The 14,575-nt window shown below is 67.7% G+C and carries 16 protein-coding genes and 1 pseudogene; 8 read left to right on the top strand and 9 right to left on the bottom strand.

Translation table 11 applies throughout. From position 1 onward, the window contains the following. The first annotated feature begins 25 nt into the window (after positions 1–25). On the top strand, positions 26–1,129 hold the full coding sequence (locus ABZV44_RS34020; protein WP_354845565.1) for a serine hydrolase domain-containing protein: 1,104 nt from the start codon (positions 26–28) through the stop codon (positions 1,127–1,129). A 161-nt stretch (positions 1,130–1,290) separates the two neighbouring features. Continuing rightward, entirely contained in the window at positions 1,291–1,470 is a 180-nt protein-coding gene (locus tag ABZV44_RS34015) for a hypothetical protein (RefSeq protein ID WP_354845562.1), read from the top strand. A 115-nt stretch (positions 1,471–1,585) separates the two neighbouring features. Here the strand turns inward: ABZV44_RS34015 and ABZV44_RS34010 are convergent, their stop codons facing one another. The 4 genes from ABZV44_RS34010 to ABZV44_RS33995 form a co-directional block, all read right to left on the bottom strand. Then, positions 1,586–1,732: a DUF1059 domain-containing protein gene (locus ABZV44_RS34010; RefSeq protein ID WP_354845559.1), complete on the bottom strand. Its 147-nt coding sequence runs from the start codon at positions 1,730–1,732 to the stop codon at positions 1,586–1,588. Positions 1,733–1,830: 98 nt separating this feature from the next. After that, on the bottom strand, positions 1,831–3,075 hold the full coding sequence (locus ABZV44_RS34005; RefSeq protein ID WP_354845556.1) for a cytochrome P450: 1,245 nt from the start codon (positions 3,073–3,075) through the stop codon (positions 1,831–1,833). Positions 3,076–3,119: 44 nt separating this feature from the next. After that, on the bottom strand, positions 3,120–4,472 hold the full coding sequence (locus ABZV44_RS34000) for a cytochrome P450 (RefSeq protein WP_354845554.1): 1,353 nt from the start codon (positions 4,470–4,472) through the stop codon (positions 3,120–3,122). Between the two features lie 159 nt (positions 4,473–4,631). Beyond that, positions 4,632–5,222, bottom strand: coding sequence for a TetR family transcriptional regulator (locus ABZV44_RS33995; protein ID WP_354845551.1), 591 nt, complete (start codon positions 5,220–5,222; stop codon positions 4,632–4,634). A gap of 95 nt (positions 5,223–5,317) precedes the next feature. On the opposite strand from ABZV44_RS33995, the gene ABZV44_RS33990 reads away from it, so the two are divergent. The 4 genes and pseudogenes from ABZV44_RS33990 (at position 5,318) to ABZV44_RS33975 (ending at position 8,866) form a co-directional block, all read left to right on the top strand. Further along, on the top strand, positions 5,318–6,313 hold the full coding sequence (locus ABZV44_RS33990) for an alpha/beta hydrolase (protein ID WP_354845548.1): 996 nt from the start codon (positions 5,318–5,320) through the stop codon (positions 6,311–6,313). 97 nt (positions 6,314–6,410) lie between these two features. Next, positions 6,411–6,590 (top strand): annotated as a pseudogene (locus ABZV44_RS33985) (2Fe-2S ferredoxin); the annotation flags it as partial. Between the two features lie 23 nt (positions 6,591–6,613). Next, a complete protein-coding gene (locus ABZV44_RS33980) occupies positions 6,614–7,696 on the top strand; it encodes a dihydrodipicolinate reductase (RefSeq protein WP_354845545.1) in 1,083 nt (360 codons plus the stop codon). 144 nt (positions 7,697–7,840) lie between these two features. Beyond that, positions 7,841–8,866 carry an acyl-CoA dehydrogenase family protein gene (locus ABZV44_RS33975; protein WP_354845542.1) on the top strand — a complete coding sequence of 342 codons (1,026 nt, stop codon included), beginning with the start codon at positions 7,841–7,843 and terminating at the stop codon, positions 8,864–8,866. Between the two features lie 473 nt (positions 8,867–9,339). Here the strand turns inward: ABZV44_RS33975 and ABZV44_RS33970 are convergent, their stop codons facing one another. From ABZV44_RS33970 to ABZV44_RS33950, 5 genes are all read right to left on the bottom strand, one after another. Next, a complete protein-coding gene (locus tag ABZV44_RS33970; RefSeq protein ID WP_354845539.1) occupies positions 9,340–9,501 on the bottom strand; it encodes a hypothetical protein in 162 nt (53 codons plus the stop codon). 20 nt (positions 9,502–9,521) lie between these two features. Further along, positions 9,522–9,917 carry a carboxymuconolactone decarboxylase family protein gene (locus ABZV44_RS33965; RefSeq protein WP_354845536.1) on the bottom strand — a complete coding sequence of 132 codons (396 nt, stop codon included), beginning with the start codon at positions 9,915–9,917 and terminating at the stop codon, positions 9,522–9,524. Positions 9,918–10,111: 194 nt separating this feature from the next. Beyond that, positions 10,112–10,696, bottom strand: a complete 585-nt coding sequence (locus ABZV44_RS33960) for a hypothetical protein (RefSeq protein WP_354845534.1) — start codon at positions 10,694–10,696, stop codon at positions 10,112–10,114. 256 nt (positions 10,697–10,952) lie between these two features. Next, positions 10,953–12,662: a GAF domain-containing protein gene (locus ABZV44_RS33955; protein ID WP_354845531.1), complete on the bottom strand. Its 1,710-nt coding sequence runs from the start codon at positions 12,660–12,662 to the stop codon at positions 10,953–10,955. 118 nt (positions 12,663–12,780) lie between these two features. Next, positions 12,781–13,659, bottom strand: a complete 879-nt coding sequence (locus ABZV44_RS33950; RefSeq protein ID WP_354845529.1) for a DUF302 domain-containing protein — start codon at positions 13,657–13,659, stop codon at positions 12,781–12,783. A gap of 196 nt (positions 13,660–13,855) precedes the next feature. On the opposite strand from ABZV44_RS33950, the gene ABZV44_RS33945 reads away from it, so the two are divergent. Then, positions 13,856–14,314, top strand: a complete 459-nt coding sequence (locus tag ABZV44_RS33945) for a pyridoxamine 5'-phosphate oxidase family protein (RefSeq protein WP_354845527.1) — start codon at positions 13,856–13,858, stop codon at positions 14,312–14,314. A 96-nt stretch (positions 14,315–14,410) separates the two neighbouring features. Further along, positions 14,411–14,542 (top strand): hypothetical protein, encoded by a 132-nt coding sequence (locus ABZV44_RS33940; protein ID WP_354845525.1) that lies wholly within the window; start codon positions 14,411–14,413, stop codon positions 14,540–14,542. Positions 14,543–14,575: the final 33 nt, after the last annotated feature.

Below are 14,575 nucleotides of genomic sequence, written 5' to 3'. Positions count from 1 at the left end.
CATCGACAACGAGAGGACACGTGTCGTGACCACCACCCTCGATTCCACGCAGCTGCAGGCCGCCCTGGATGCCGTCCATCGTGCGGGCATGCCGGGAATCTTCGCGGAAGTCCGCGCCGGTGACCAGATCTGGTGTGGCGCAGCCGGAGTCGCCGACGTCGCAACCGGCCGACCCGTCACCAGCGATATGCGCCACCGCGTCGGCAGCATCACCAAGACGTTCACCGCCGCCGCCGTGCTACGGCAGGTCGACAACGGTGCGATCGAGCTCGACGCACCGATCGGCCGCTACCTGCCCCTCCTGGTTCCCGGGGATCGGGGTGCGGTGATCACGGTACGGATGTTGCTCAACCACACCAGCGGCCTCGCCGAATACCTGCCCCATGCCTACCCGTCACTCGCGGCCTTTCCGGACCTGGCGAGGACGACGCCGGACAGCCTGGACGACAACCGATTCACCCGCTTCCACCCGACCGAGCTGATCGAGATGGGTGTCTCGGCGCCCGCCACCGGGGCCCCGGGCGGCACCCCCGGGATCTATTCGAACACCAATTACCTTCTGCTGTGCGAACTTCTGGAGTCGGTGACCGGCACCTCGGCCGAGACGTACATCACCAGCGACATCATCGAGCGCGCCGGGCTGCGGGACACCGAACTCCCGGCCGGACCGCACATCGACGGTCCCCACTCCCTGCACTACGAGTCGTGGTTCGGCATGATCGAACCGCCGCGCGACTACAGCGTTTTCGACATGTCGTGGGTCGGACCGGCAGCGTCACTGATTTCCACCGTCAAAGACCTGAACCACTTCTTCGGCCTACTGCTGGCCGGCGAAATCATCAGCCGCCCAGCCCTGGCGGAGATGCGGCGCACCGTTCCGGTCATCTCGTTCGAGGGAAAGACCCTCGACTACGGTCTGGGCCTCCACCGGTTTCCGGCCCCCGCCCGCTTCTGGGGCCACGACGGCTCCGTCTGGGGCGGTGGCGCACTCTCGATGACCAGCGTCGACGGCACCCGCCAACTCTCCGCCGCCGTGAACCTCCAACGCTGGAACCGTCCCGCCATCGCGCCGCGGCCCCATCCCATCGACGATGCCCTGCAAGCGTTTATCCGCCAGGCGCTCGCGTAGCAGCGTGTCCCGCATCGACAGAATCGGCCTGGCTGGATCGGCCGCCTGCAATCCGGCACGACGCCGCAACTCTCGGCCAATTCGACACCACCGCACCGCAACTCGAACAGATTCTGCTGCCGCTGCATCGGACCTCCAACGCAGCGCCCCTGTCCGCCATCGTGATCTCCGAATCCGGCGGAATCTACAAGGTCAACGCCTACCTCACGGTGACGTCCACGAGCGCGCAGACTCCCGAGGGCGCCCAGACCACCGTCACGTATTCGCTGACCGTCGACCGCAATTCGGGATGGAAGATCACCGACGTGGGCGGCCTGCAGAATGCGTTACCGTCGAAGTAGTGGGGGAGCCCGGCTCATTCGGAGCCGGGCCGACCTCTCTCGAGGATCTCGGCGCGGGCGCGCCACGCCCGGTCACGACCCCGGGCCCTGATCACCTACTTCCCCGAATACGCGATCAGTACGCGAGGAAGAGGATCTCGTCGCGGGAATAGTCGTGATCGGGGTGCCGCTCGGCGAGGTGGGCCTGGGTCTTCTCGACCAGGTCGTCCTCGTTCTCGCCGCGAATGTATTCGCCGCAGGGGCAGCTCAGTCGGGTCTTCATCATCTACTCCCAATGTGATTGCGGGGGACAGCTTCTCGTCCGATCCGCGCCGATCGAGTATGCACCGGGCGATCCGCTCGACGATACGGTGGTCCGGACTATTCGTACCGGACCCGCCAGTGCTTGATGCCGTTGATCCACCCCGACCGCAGCCGCTCGGGCGCGGCGACCTCGGACAGGTCCGGCATCGCGTCGGCGATGGCATTGAACATGAGATCGATCTCCAGCCGGGCGAGATTCGCGCCGACACAGTAGTGCGCGCCGGTGCCGCCGAACGCCAGATGCGGATTGGGGTCACGGAGAATGTCGAACCGGAACGGGTCGTCGAAGGCGTCCTCGTCGAAATTGGCGGAGCTGTAGAACAATCCGAGCCGCTGGCCCCGCCGGATCGGCTGCCCGCCCAGTTCGGTGTCGGCGGTGGCGGTGCGCTGGAACGCGGTCACCGGCGTCGCCCAGCGCACGATCTCGTCGGGCGCGGTGCGCGGCCGCTGCCGGCGGTAGAGCTCCCACTGCTCGGGGTGGTCGATGAACGCCTTCATGCCGTGAGTGATCGCATTGCGGGTGGTCTCGTTGCCCGCCACCGCCAGAAGGATGACGAAGAAACCGAATTCGTCCGAGCCCAGGGCTTCCCCGTCGAGATCGGCGTGTACGAGCCGGCTGACGATATCGTCGAGCGGATCGGCGCGGCGCTGCTCGGCCATGGTCCAGGCGTAACCGAGGATCTCCATCGACGCGACGGTCGACGAGGTCGTGCTGGTGTTGTCCCCGTATTCCGGGTCGTCGTAATTGAGCATCTGATTGGACCAGTCGAACAGTTTGCGCCGATCCTCCTGTGGCACGCCCAGCAATTCGGCGATCGCCTGCAACGGCAGCTCGCAGGCCACCTGCTCGACGAAGTCACCGCCGCCGGTCTCCCGTGCCGCGCGCACGATCGCGGCCGCCCGCTCGGCCAGTGCGCCGCGCAATCCCTCGATCGCGCGCGGGCTGAAGCCCTTCGAAATGATGCGCCGGATCTTGGTGTGCTTGGGCGGATCCATGTTCAGCAACAGCGCGCCGGTGAGCTCGATCTGCTCGGGCGTGATCTCGCCGGGCAAGCGGATCACCGCGCCCTTGGACCGGGCGGAGAACAGCTCCGCGTTGCGCGAGATCTCCTTGATGTCCTCGTGTTTGGTGACCACCCAGTAGCCGCCGTCGCGGAATCCGCCGGACTCGACATCGGTCTGCGGGTTCCACCACACCGGCGCGGTGCGGCGCAGCCGGGCGAATTCCGCGACGGGGTTTCGGGTCTCCCATAGCGCCGGATCGGTGAAATCGAATCCGGGGGGAATGGACGGCGCGGACACGGCTGCCTCCTGACGGGCCGACATCATTGTGGACCGGGACGGACTCAGCGACGGCGGCGGCGGTAGCGGACGCGGCACGGCTGCTGCAACTGCACCACCATCTTGGAATGGTCGTTGCGATAGGTCTCCGACGGCTGGGCCAGCTCGAATTCCCAGTCTCGCAACAGGATCGAGAAGATCGCCTTGAGCTGCATGAGCGCGAACGGTGCGCCCACACAGCGGTGGCGGCCCGCACCGAAGGGGATCCAGGTCCAGCGATTAACCAGATCCTCCTGCCGCGGATCCAGATAGCGGCCCGGGTCGAAGGTGTCGGGGTCCGGGAAGTCCTCCGGTATCCGGTTGGAGAGCGCGGGCGTGGCGGCCACCATGTCGCCCGCCTCGATCCGGTGCCCGCACACCTCGAACCGGGCACGGGCGATACGCATGAGAATGATCAGCGGCGGGTGCAGGCGCAGCGCCTCCTTGAGCGCGGCCTCCAGATTCGGAATCTGGCGCAGCGCATGGTGACTGACCTCCGCGCCGTCGGCGTACAGCTCGTCGAGCTCGGTGACCACCGTGGCCAGCGTGTCCGGGTGGCGCAGCAGTTCGATGATGGTCCAGGCCGCCGTGCCGGAGGTGGTGTGGTGCCCGGCGAACATCATGGAGATGAAGATGCCGGTGATCTCGCTGGCCGAGAAACGCGGCACGCCGTGCTCGTCCTTCACCGAGATCAGGACGTCGAGCATGTCGCGATCGTCCTTGCCGGTCGGCGGATTCGCCTCGCGCTGATCCATGATCGCCTGGACGAGCTGGACCAGTGCGGCGCGGGCCTCGTCGCGGCGGCGGAAGCTCTCGATCGGCGCGTAGGGGTCGACGTAGGCCAGCGCGTCGGTGCCCTGCTCGAGTTCGTGGTAGAGATGCGCGAACCGGGAGTCCAGCTGCTCCCGGAACTTGGGGCCGATCAGGCAGGCCGAGGACGTGTAGATGGTCAGCTCCGCGAAGAATTCGAGCAGATCGATCTCGCCCTCGTCGGTCCAGCGGGCCAGCATGCGATCCACCTCGCGGGCGATGGTGGCCGCGTGCCCGCGCATGTGGTCGGCGCGCAGCGCCTGATTGTGCAGCATCTCCTTGCGGCGTTCGGGCGGCGCGTCGAAGACCACGCCCTCGCCGAAGATCGGCTTCATGAACGGGTAGGCCGCACCCTGATCGAGGTCCTCGTCGCTGGCGCGGAAGAAGAACTCGTTGGCCTCGGCGCCCGACAGCAGGATCACATCGTGCCCCGCGAGTTCGAAGGCCCCGACATCGCCGCATTCGGCGCGCACCCGCCGCATCAGCGCGATGGGATCGGTGCGGAACTCCTCCAGGTGTCCGTGCTCATCCGCGCCCCCGGATACTCGCTGCGGCTTGACCAGCGTCATTGCAAATCCCTCCACGAACAATCTTGTCCAGACACGTGATGGACATGTGTCTGGACGGTACTATGGCCGGCGGCGTGCGACAAGGTCCGCGGCCGGTCTCGGGCGCCGAATCGGATCGGCGGCCGTGTGCTGTGCAGGCCCGTGTTCGGTGCCCGTCGATCACTCGGCCGGGGGATCTGCCAGCAGTCGGCGCGCGGACCGTTCCAGCAGGTCGGCGACCTGCTCGTAGGAGAGCAGGCCCATCCCGGCCTGGAGCAGCGCGCCCGCGTAGAGCAGCTCCAGCATCGAAACCCGTTCTGGGTCATCGGATCCCAATGCCTCGGCGAGCCGGCCGCGAATCTCCCGGCCGATGCGCACCCGCAGATGCCGGACGTCGGGATCGTCGCCCAGCAGTGCGTTGCTGACCGCACCGGCGAGAGCCGGGTCATTGGCCACGAGCAGGGATACCTGACGCAGCACGGCGACCACCCGGTTGGCCGGGTCCCCGGTGCCGGCGTCCATTTTCGGGGCCGCGACCAGTCGCCGCCAGAACAGCTCCGAGATCAGGTGCTCCTTGGACGAGAAGTACGTGTAGGCGGTGGCGGTGCCGACTCCCGCGGCCGCGGCGACCAGCCGAATCGTCGTGCCGGAGAAGCCTTCCCGGGACAACACCTCGACTGCCGCCGTGGTCAGGCGGTCGACGGTGTCGGCCTGCTTCTCGGTGAGACGCCGCCGGGTTGCCTCGATACCGGTGGATGCGAGTTCGGACATGTGTCTGGATAATACTGACGCCACGAAGTCTGGACTAGTGTCTGTATCGGCTTCCAGGTCTGTGATAACGTCGCTGGACCTGCGAAAGGGCCGGCATGCAGATCACCGACGCGATGATGGACGGTCAGCTGCGTGCGACCGGTGTGTGGTTGCGGCGCATGGGGTCTCGGCACAGTGAGCGGCGGCTTCGCGTCGCCGGGGCGCTGGTCGACGGGCTGCTGTGGCTCGCGCGGGCCCGTCGGCCGAAGACTCTGCGGGTCGAAGAGTTCGGGATCGATCGTGGTGACGGAACGCGGCTGCGCGTGGTCGTCTATTCACCGCCGGCGCAAACCACCGCCGCGGCCGGATTGCTCTGGCTGCACGGGGGCGGATACTTCCTCGGGCGACCGGAACAGGACATGCGCATCTACCGGCGATTGGCCGAGCGGACCGGATGCGTGATCGTCGCGCCCGACTACCGGCTCAGCCTCGCCCACCCGTATCCCGCGGCCCTCGACGACTGCTACACCGCCTTGATCTGGATGCGCGACAATGCGATTCGGCTCGGCATCCGCGAGGACCAGCTGGCGGTCGCGGGGGAGAGCGCGGGCGGGGGACTGACTGCCGCGCTCACCCTGCTGGCGCGGGATCGGGGCGAGGTGAACATCGCCTTCCAGATGCCGATCTATCCCATGCTCGATGACCGGCAGAACACCGAATCGGCTCGTGACAATGACGCGCCCCTGCTCGATTCGGTCACGCTGGCCTCGGCGTGGAAGCTGTATCTGCGGGATCTGCATGGGACGCAGCGGGTTCCGGTGTACGCGGCGCCCGCGCGGGCCGGTGATCTGCGAGGTCTGCCGCCGACCTTCACCTATGTCGGGGGCCTCGAGCCGTTCCGGGACGAGACGATCACTTACGTGAATGGCCTGCGATCCTGCGGCGTGCCGGTGGAATTCGAGGTCCATCCCGGCTGCTGGCACGGCTTCGACCGGCTCGTTCCGCGCGCCGAGGTGAGCCGGCGGGCCTTTCGATCGCGGGAACGGTGGCTACGGCATGCGCTGGACACCTACGTCGCACCACAGCCCGGAGCGGACCGGGACCGGGCCTGAGGGCATCCCGCCCCCCATCGGATAAACGAATACACGACTCTCTGTGCGCACTGGGAGGGCAGCAGGCATGGTCAAGCCGCCGCTATCGATGAAACCGACGGGGTGGGGCACCCTCTGGGCCGAACGGGTGATGCGGGCGGTGATCGACCAGTTCCTGGCCGACGTGCATATCTGGTCGCACCAGCGCTATTCGGATCCACCCGCGCTGGCCCGCTCCGAATACGACGGATTCATGGCCCTGCGCAGCTGGGCCGCCCAGTTCTATCCGCACTCCTGATCACACGAAAGGCGATGCCGCCCATGGTATCTGCGTTCCCCCGGCGGCCGATCCGGGTCTTCCAGGTGGCGACCGGCAATGTCGGCACCGAGATGATCAAGCGAATCGGCGCCCATCCCGACCTCGAACTGATCGGATTGCGCTGCTACACAACGGAAAAGATCGGTCGCGATGCCGGTGAGCTGGCCGGGCTCGCGCCCATCGGCATCGTCGCGACGGGCTCGGTCGACGACATCGCCGCGCGGCCGGATGTGGTGACCTTCCACGGTGTGTTTCCCGACGAGGACCTCTATGTCCGGGTCCTCGAGGCCGGAATCGACATGGTCACCACCGCGGATTGGATCACCGGTCACCACCGCGACCGCAATCATCCGCACCCGTCGGGCACACCGACCTCCTGGGTGCTCGAGCAGGCCTGCCGGCACGGCGGGTCGACGTTCTACGGCACCGGCATGAATCCCGGGCTGACCCAGATCCTGGGCGTGGTGCACACCTGCGACGTCGCCGAGCTCGAGAACGTGACGGTGATCGAGTCGGTGGACGTTTCCTGTCACCATTCGGTCGGCTCGTGGCAGATGGTCGGATACGGCCGTCCCGTAGACGATCCCGCGATACCGGCCATGCTGGAACGAGGCACCCGGGTATTCGCCGACGGCGTCCACCTGATGGCGGACTGCTTCGGCCTGGAGCTCGACGAGGTCACCGTCGGCTACGAACTCGGCGCCTGCACCAAGGACATCGACCTGGGCTGGTATCAGCTGCCGAAAGGCTCACTGGGAGCCAACTACATCAAGTACCAGGGCCTGGTCGCCGGAGTGCCGAAGGTCGAGGTGCACGTCGAATGGCAGATGACCCCGCACACCGAACCACACTGGAACGTCCAGGGCTGCTACATCACGAAAATTACCGGCGACCCCTGCATCTCGAGCAAACACCGCGTCCTGCCCAAGCCCGGCACCGACTTCACCGACCCCGCCGCCTTTGCCTCCATCGGCATGACAGTCACCGCCCTCAACGCCATCCCCGCCGTCGTCGCCGCTCCACCAGGCATCATCACCAGCGCCGACCTCCCGTTGCGCGCCTTCGCCGGACGATTCAAGTCGTGACGGACGATCGCGGGAGCTGTGCGCGACCTGGCGACCCCTGGGCTGTACTCGGTGCGCCACCGCTCTGACGTAGTATCGCCCCGGTAGTTCGTTCCTCGAAACCCGTTGTGGTGGAGGGCGATCGGGAGTCTACAGGGGGTTCGCATGGGCAAGGACTGGGTACGCGAAGCCGAGTCGCTGACCGCTGAGGTGCTCGAGGTCAGGGCGGCAGAAGTCGATCGCGGCGGGCTGATTCCGCCCGCGAACTTCGAAGCGCTCGCGGCACGGGGTTTCTACGGGTTTCCGCTGTCGGACGGCATGGCACCGGGAATCCTGATCGATACCGCCGCGACCGTCATCAGCGGTTGCCTGGCAACGGGATTCGTGTGGGCACAGCACCTGGGTGCGCTGCGCTCGCTCGTGGCCAGCAGTAATCAGGAGCTGCGTGAGCGGTACCTCGCCGACATGATGAGCGGTGCTCATCGCTGCGGAGTTTCCTACGCCGGAACTCGGACCGAGCCGACCCTCTTCGCCGAACCTGTCGACGGTGGATACCTGCTCACCGGTACGACGCCCTTCGTGACCGGGTGGGGTTACATCGACGCGGTCGCCACCGCCGCGCGCATGCGTGACGGTGCGACCGAATCGGTGGTGACGCTGTTGGTTCCGGTGCGTGAGACGGAGAACATCCGCGCTGAACGGCTCTCGTTGATCGCCGCGGACGCCAGTGCCACGGTCAGGCTGACCTTCGACGGTGCGTTCGCGGGTGATGAGCAGGTGCTCGACGTGAAGGCCGTCGCCGATGGACCGGAAGGCGGTGTCGCGCTGAGCGATTGGGTCAATGGCGGACTGGTCCTGGGCGTGCTGATGCGTAGTGTGCGATTCCTGGAGGACTTCGGCGCCGAGGCCGCCCCGCACGCGGCCCAGCTCGCCAGTCTGCGAGAGCGCTACAGCCGGGCGATCGGCGATATCACCGCCACCCACGCCCTGCGCGCGGAGATGGCGCACGCCGCGGTGAATGCCGCCGCGGCGGGCGTCGTCTGCTCCGGCAGCCGGTCCGCGGTCGCGGGCGCCACCGCGGAGCGACTCGTCCGGCAGGCGACCTTCGCACTGATCGCCACGACTCGCGATCCCATCAAATCCGCGCTGCTGCAGGCACTCCAGCCCAGTGCGCAGCCGGTCAGAGGCTGACCCGAACACGTCGCCGCCTGTGATGACGGTTCTTCGCGGGTCGAATAAGAACTCGGCGACGACCAGGCGCCTCCCGGGTCACGGATCCGGTGGGAGGCTGCGACCTTGTGACAGAATCCGACCGGTCCGCAACGCCGCCGCCGGTGGTGAACAGCAGTGTGCCGGCGCCCGCGGCCTGCATGGCGGGCGGTACCGCCTGCGTGGCGGCGACCGCCAGCCGCGCTTCTCCAGCTTGGCGACCACGTTGGACAGCCGCGACAGCGAACCGCCCGTGAAATGCGAGAGCCTGCTCATCCGCAGCGCACCCTCGGGATCCGAGGACAGTGCCGACAGCGCCAGGTGTCGAAATGGCTGATATCGGCGTCTCGCTGGATCTGGGTGTCCAGTGCGGCGGGCAGCCGGATCAGCAGATACGCGAACGCATGCCAGATCTGCTGCTCGTCGGCAACTGGCGACAAAGTTGAAGTTATTGATCAGCGGGTGAGGATTCGCCGGATCCAATTGTCGCGGGTGTTGTCCTGATGACCCGGGCACCACTGGTCGGCCGGTACGGCGGCGCGGACCTGGGCGACGTGGGCGCCGCAGCCGGACCAGGTGGTCTTGCCGCAGGTCCGGCATCGGGCGGGATGGCACATGGGTGGTTTCTCCAGGGTGGTCAGGCGGGGGATTCGCCGGATTCGACGGCGTCGGCGAATTCGCAGAACGCCTCGTAGGCGCGGGCGCCGTGGATGGTGGCGGGGCCGCCGTGCATGAGGAAGGTGACGCCGATGGCCTCGGCGGCCTCCTGTCTGGTCGCACCGGCGCGGGCCGCGGCCTGACCGTGCGAGGCGATGCAGCCGTCGCAGCCCTCGACCACCCCGATGGCCAGCGCGATCAGCTCCTTGGTCTTGCGATCCAGTGCGCCCGGCGCGAACGCCGCCTTGCTGAGCTCGCCGAAACCCTTGTACACCTCGGGAATCGCACGCCGCAGCTCCCGATGGAGAGGGGACAGCTCGTTCAGGACGGCCTTGCCGTGCGGCGAGGCGTGGGCGACGTCGGTCGGTGCGGACATGGCTACTCCTTCGGTTGCTTCGGCGAAGCGCGGCATCGTCCGATCGGCCGCGTCGCGGATACCCCATGGGGTATGAACCCAAAGCTACCATACCCCCAGGGGTATGTACCGCGATGTGCCTCACATCGGCCGTCCCGATCGAGGTGCCCCGACTCGCCCGGCTCGGGATCGGTTCCGAAGCCGGGCGCTGACAGTCAGTTCAACCCGAGGACCACCGCAGTGCCGTCGTGATCGCCGGTGGAGGCGGTGGCGGTGTTGTACGTGTTGCCCAGCGGCACCGTCCCGAGATCGGTTCCGCCCTTGGCGAGCACCGCGGTGCGGACGTTGTCACGGGCCTGGGTGAAGGACACGTAGGCATGGGTGACCACTTCGAACTTCTCGCGACTGAAGGCCGCCGACCACACGAATCCGCCGCCGGGCAGCGGGGCCGGACCGAAAACCCTGCCGTGGTCATTGGTTTCGATCGCGATCGCGTCGGAGAAGGCCGAATCACTGCCGTCCGGCGGCTGCTGCGCGTAGAGCTGACCATTGATGCGCCCCTGATATCCCGTGCTGTGCAGCCACCGCACCGGAAACCCCGCCGCCGAAAGCTGGTTCGTCAGCTTCGAAGTGGCGGCATCGGCCGTGGCGGAGGTCCGATCGACCAGCAGCACATCGATGGGCTCGAACAACGACTTGCCCTGATACTGCTGCCCCAGCCAGTCCGCGACATCCCCATTGGACTGCAACATCCACACCCCGATCGACCCGTACGCCGTCGAGACGCTCGTCCCCGCCACCGGTGGCGTCCCCGTCGAACTCTGGGACGTCCCAGTGGGCAGATCGGACGATCCGGTCGGCAGCGCGGCAGCCCCCGGCGCCATCACGACAACCGCCGCCGCAGCCACCGCCAACGGAATCGACCGAAGCTGAATGACAGAGCGAGACAACATATTCACCTTTCACCGACGATCCACAGGTCTTAGCAGAGAAAAACCGACCAAAGGACCGTTATGCCCGAGGAAGCCTCGGACCGATGGGTTCCGAGGCGGCCGGTCAGTGGAGTGGGGCCGACCAGCGGAGGCGGGTGCCGGTGTCGTCGGGGTTGGGGAGGATGGTGAAGGTGCCGCCCAGTTCCTGGGCTCTGCGGGCGAGGTTGGAGAGGCCGCTGGGGGTGATGTTGTCGGGGATGCCGGTGCCGTCGTCGGAGACGGTGATGGTGAGGTCGTCGGCCACGTCGACGGTGACGGCGAGGGAGTGGGCGTCGGCGTGGCGGACGGCGTTGGAAACCGCTTCTCGGACAACGGCTTCGGCGTGGTCCGCCAGGACGGGGGCGACGACGGAGAGGGGGCCGGAGGTGCGCAGGGAGGTGCGCAGGTCGATGTCGGCGGTGTGCTGGGCGATGACGTGTTCGAGGCGTTGACGCAGGCCGGGGGTCTGGCCGTTGCCGCCGTGCAGGTCGAAGATGGAGGTGCGGATTTCCTGCACCACATCCTGCAGGTCGTTGACGACATCCGTGAGGCGGCGGCGGATTTCGGGGGCGCGGGTGCGGGCGATGGTGCCCTGCAGGCTCAGGCCCGCGGCGAAGAGGCGCTGGATGACGTGGTCGTGCAGGTCGCGGGCGATGCGGTCACGGTCGGTGAGGACGTCGAGTTCGCGCACCCGCTGCTGGGCCTCGGCCAGCTGGATGGCCAGGGCCGCCTGCTCGGTGAAAGCCGCTGCCAATTCCAGGATTTCGTCCGAGAACGGGGGAGCGGAGATGGGGCGGACGATGACCAGCACGCCGAACGTGGAGCCCTGGGCGTGCAGCGGGAGGATCAGGGTCGGGCCGGGATCCGACAGCGGCTTGCCGAGATCGATGCCGGACGCGTCGTCGAAGCTCAGCGGGGTGCCCTCGGTGAACACCCGCCCGATCGCGGTGCCGGTGGTACGGGCGACCGGGCTACTGGGCCCATCGCCGGGCCCCGCCCAGCGCGCGATACGTAGCTCCTCCTCCGCCGGCATATCCGGATCGTCGTCGACGGCCAGGAAGGCGCGTTCGGCCTGCGTCAGCGTGCGCACATGCTCGACCACGTGCGCGAGCACGTCATCGGCGGCGGTCCCGGCCAGGAACGCGGTGGCGGTGTCGCGGGTCGCCTCGATCCACGCCTGCCGGGTGCGGGCCGACTCGTAGAGCCGCGCGTTGTCGATGGCGATGCCGGCCGCCGCGGCCAGCGCCTGGACGATCACCTCGTCGTCCTCGTTGAAGGGCAGCCCGTTCTTCTTCTCGGTCAGATACAGGTTGCCGAAGATCTCGTCCCGAATCCGCACCGGCACCCCGAGAAAGGTGTGCATGGGCGGGTGATTGGCCGGAAAGCCCACGGACGCAGGATGACTGGCGATGTCGTCGAGCCGGATCGGCTCGGGCTGGTGGAACAGCAGGCCCAGCACACCGCGCCCGGCCGGGAGGTCGCCGATGGATTCGGCGGTCACGTCGTCGATGCCCTCGTGCACGAACTGGGTGAGATGCGCGTCCACGCCGCGCACGCCCAGCGCGCCGTAGCGGGCCTCGACCAGGCTGGTGGCGGTGCGCACGATGGTGCGCAGCGTCTGGTCCAGATCCAGTCCGGCGGTCACCGACAGCATGGCCTCCACGAGACCGTCCATCCGGTCGCGGGCGTCGATGATCTGATCGACCCGATCCTTGACCTCGGTCAGCAGTTCGCGCAGTCGCAACTGCGACAACGTGCTTCGCACCGAATACGAGTCGTCGGAGAGGGCAGTCATCTGGAGGCGTCCTGGGTCCGGAGTGGGTGAAGCTGGGATACCGCTCACCCACAGTGTATTTGGGCCGTCGGAAGTTTCCGCCTGCGGCGCGGCGGGTGCGGCGAAGGCCCCGATCGGCTCATCCGGCCGCCGTTGCCGGATGGTGCAGCGCGTCCAGCGCCGCCGCGAGCAGCCGATGTGCCTCGGCGGCAATGGCGTTCAGGGCCGGCTGCGCGAGTGTGCCGGCCTGCACCTCCGGATCGGCCGCCTCGACCACGACCCCGGTGTCGTCGCCACGCAGCACGACCCGGCACGGTAGTAGCAGGCCGGCCTGCCGGTCGGCGGCGAGGGCTCGAGCGGTCAGCCGGGGATGGCAGACCTCCAGGACGAGGTAGTCATCCAGGTGCTCACCCGTTCTCTCCCGCAGGATCGCGCGCAGGTCGATCTCGGCGACGACACCGAAACCCTGGCAGCGCAGCGACTCCCGGGTGCGCTCGACCGCGTCGGCGAAGTTTCCGTCCATGTGCGTGGTGATCGCGGGCGCGGGCGCGACCGGCACCCGGATCTCGGTGATCAGCTGTCGCGGGTCGCTGACCTCGTCGGGTCCGATCAGATACGCCTCGGTGGGCGGCCCGATCGGTTTGCATCCCGACTGCCGCACCCACTCGCCGAGCGCCCGATAGGCCGCGTCGAGTCCCTGGTAGCCGCCGCGATGGCAGGTGCGCGCCACCAGCATCGGCGGCATCACCACCAGCTGTGCCCCGGACGCGGGCCCGAGGTTCGGCGCGGGTTCGATGGGCAGCCCGAAATCGACCCGGATGGTGTCCTCGACGGGGAGTTCATGATGAAAAGTCAGGGTGGGAGCGCCGGAAGCGGTCAATCCGGCCCGCTCTGCCACTTCCGTCATGCGTTCCACTCCGGCGGCTATGGTGTCGCTGAGCCGGTCCGGCCGGATCTGGAGGGGGATCCGCATCACCGTCTGCGCCGCCGTCTCGCACAGATCGATTCGATAGGTCATCGCGTCTCTCCTTGTCGAGGGTGTCTCCTCAGACTCCGGCGCGCGACAGCTCGGGCCACAGAGGCGAAAGTCCTGTCGACATGGGTAGAACCGCAGTTCGCGCTCGGGACAGGACCTAAGGCCCTGTCGGGCGCGGGAATTCGATGGTCATATGGAGGCTGGTACGCCCAGTGAACCGATGACGGGAGATGGCGGCATGACAGGTTTCCGGGTCGACGAGGTCGCGCGCCGCGTGGTGAACCTCTCCCGGGTCGAGTCGCTGCGCCTGCTGTCCGGTGTGCCGTTCGGCCGCGTCGTCTTCACCCGCGATGCGCTGCCTGCGATCCGGCCGGTGAACCACATCCTCGACGGGGACACCGTCATCGTGCGCACCCAGCTGACCTCGCGGCTCACCTCGACGGTGCGCGCCGACTCCGACGTGGTGGTCGCCTACGAGGCCGACGACATCGATCGGACGACCCGGCTGGGCTGGTCGGTGGTGGTGACCGGCATCGCGCGGACCATCACCGACCCGGACCTGGTGGCCCGCTACGATGCGCTGGTAAAGCCTTGGGCGGACGGGAACATGGACACCATCGTGGCCATCGAGCCGACGCTGGTGACCGGTATCCGGTTGGTCGGGCGGGCATCGATCGGGGCCGAGCCGCTCCGGTGAGCGACGCTCCGGCTACCATCCACGCTGCCGCGTCTCGGATGGTGTGCCGATCCGACGACGCCGTCCGACCCGACCGATCCCGAGAGGACCACCATCATGTGTCAACCGACCCCTTGCGACTGCGGCAAGATCACCTGGGCCGGCTGCGGCGAGCACATCGACCAGGTCAAGGTCAGCGTCCCCGCCGAGCAGTGGTGCGACGGCGAGCACGAGACCGCCGGCGAGTAGCCGCCGATCGCCGCCCGCGACCATCGGCCCGCG

It is taken from the genome of Nocardia sp. NPDC004860 (assembly GCF_040609015.1).
In the GTDB taxonomy this organism is placed as follows: Bacteria; Actinomycetota; Actinomycetes; order Mycobacteriales; family Mycobacteriaceae; genus Nocardia.
Note: the sequence above shows the minus strand (reverse complement) of the source record. Positions and strands in the feature narration are given on the sequence as shown.